The organism is Nocardia farcinica (assembly GCF_029867845.1).
GTDB lineage: Bacteria > Actinomycetota > Actinomycetes > Mycobacteriales > Mycobacteriaceae > Nocardia > Nocardia farcinica_A.
The window spans coordinates 1-2,365 of record NZ_JARWRU010000356.1 but is presented as its reverse complement, the minus strand read 5'-3'; the positions used below and the strand labels follow the sequence as shown (position 1 = coordinate 2,365).

General features: G+C 67.7%; 1 protein-coding gene. It reads left to right on the top strand.

Features of this window, described 5'->3' with window-relative positions:
• Positions 1-47 precede the first annotated feature (47 nt).
• Positions 48-2,225, top strand: a complete 2,178-nt coding sequence (locus QH283_RS07635; protein WP_280502316.1) for a malate synthase G — start codon at positions 48-50, stop codon at positions 2,223-2,225.
• Positions 2,226-2,365 lie beyond the last annotated feature (140 nt).

The following is a 2,365-nucleotide window of genomic DNA, read 5'->3' as shown; positions in this document are numbered from 1 at the left end:
TATGGATCCCGTCCTTTCCCACCCGGTTCTCGGAAATGAGGCAGTAGATGACAGAGCGGATTCAGGTCGGCGGGCTCCAGGTGGCCAGGGTTCTCCACGACTTCATCGAGAACGAGGCACTGCCCGGCTCCGGCGTAGATTCCGCCGCGTTCTGGGCCGGTGCGGAGCAGGTGATCAACGATCTGGCTCCGCGCAACCGCGCCCTGCTGGCCGAGCGCGACGAGATCCAGGGCAAGCTCGACGCCTGGCATGCCGAGAACCCCGGCGCCGGTTACGACAAGGCCGCCTACAAGGAGTTCCTGACCGAGATCGGCTACCTACGGCCCGAGCCTGCCGATTTCACCATCGGCACCGACAACGTCGATGCCGAGATCGCCACCACCGCGGGCCCGCAGCTGGTCGTGCCGGTGATGAACGCGCGCTTCGCGATCAACGCCGCCAACGCGCGCTGGGGTTCGCTCTACGACGCGCTCTACGGCACCGACGCGATCCCGGAGACCGGCGGCGCCGAGAAGGGCTCCGGCTACAACCGGGTCCGCGGCGACAAGGTCATCGAGTGGGCGCGCAACTTCCTCGACGACGCCGTCACCCTGATCACCGGCTCGCACGTCGGCTCGACCTCCTACAAGATCGTCGACGGCGAGCTCGAGGTCGGCCTGGAGGACGGCACCGAGATCGGCCTGGCAGATCCCTCGCAACTGGTGGGCTACCAGGGCGACCCGGAGAACCCCACCGCGGTTCTGTTGAAGCACAACGGCCTGCACATCGAGATCCAGATCGATCCCGAGTCGCCGATCGGCAGCACCGACACCGCGGGCATCAAGGACATCGTGCTCGAGTCCGCCGTCACCACCATCATGGACTTCGAGGACTCGGTCGCCGCGGTCGACGCCGAGGACAAGGTGCTCGGCTACCACAACTGGCTCGGCCTGATGACCGGCACGCTGGCCGAAGAGGTCTCCAAGAACGGCAAGACGTTCACCCGCACCATGAACCCCGACCGCGTCTACACCGCGCTCGACGGTTCGGAGCTGACCCTGCACGGCCGCTCGCTGCTGTTCGTGCGCAATGTCGGTCACCTGATGACCTCCGACGCCATCCTCGACGCCGAGGGCAACGAGGTGCCCGAGGGCATCATGGACGGCCTGATCACCTCGCTGATCGCCCGCCACTCGCTGCGCGAGGACGTGGCGCTGAAGAACAGCCGCACCGGCTCGGTCTACATCGTCAAGCCGAAGATGCACGGCCCCGACGAGGTCGCCTTCACCAACGAGCTGTTCGACCGCGTCGAGGACGTGCTCGGCCTGCCGCGCCACACCCTCAAGGTCGGCATCATGGACGAGGAGCGCCGCACCACGGTCAACCTCAAGGCCTGCATCGCGGCCGCCAAGGACCGCGTGGTGTTCATCAACACCGGCTTCCTCGACCGCACCGGCGACGAGATCCACACCTCCATGGAGGCCGGGCCGATGGTCCGCAAGGCCGACATGAAGGCCCAGCAGTGGATCGCCTCCTACGAGGACTGGAACGTCGACACCGGCCTGCTGACCGGCCTGTCCGGCAAGGCGCAGATCGGCAAGGGCATGTGGGCCATGCCCGACCTGATGGCCGACATGCTGACCCAGAAGATCGGTCACCCGAAGGCGGGCGCCAACACCGCGTGGGTGCCCTCGCCGACCGCCGCCACCCTGCACGCCACCCACTACCACCTGGTGGATGTGTTCAAGCGGCAGACCGAGATCGCCAAGGGCGGCCCGCGCGCGACCGTCGACCAGATCCTGGAGATCCCGCTGGCCGCCGACCCGAACTGGTCGGCCGAGGAGAAGCAGCAGGAGCTGGACAACAACTCGCAGTCCATCCTGGGCTACGTGGTGCGCTGGATCGACCAGGGCGTCGGCTGCTCCAAGGTGCCCGACATCAACGACGTCGCGCTCATGGAGGACCGCGCCACCCTGCGCATCTCCAGCCAGCTCATGGCCAACTGGCTGCGCCACGGCGTCGTCACCGCCGAGGACGTGGTGGCCAGCCTGGAGCGCATGGCCCCGGTCGTGGACCGGCAGAACGCGGGCGACCCGAACTACCGCCCGATGGCGCCGGACTTCGAGGGCAGCATCGCCTTCCAGGCCGCCAAGGAGCTGATCCTCGAGGGCACCAAGCAGCCCAACGGCTACACCGAGCCCATCCTGCACCGCCGTCGCCGCGAGGCCAAGGCTGCGGCCAAGTAGTGCAGATCGGTGATTGAAAAGTAGCTTCCGACAGCTCTTTTCGACTCGAGGCCCCCGCCCCCCCCCCCCCCGGGGGGGGGGGGGGGGGGAAAGGGGGGGGGGGCCCCAAAACCGCCCCGCCCCGGCAAAAAGCCCCCAAA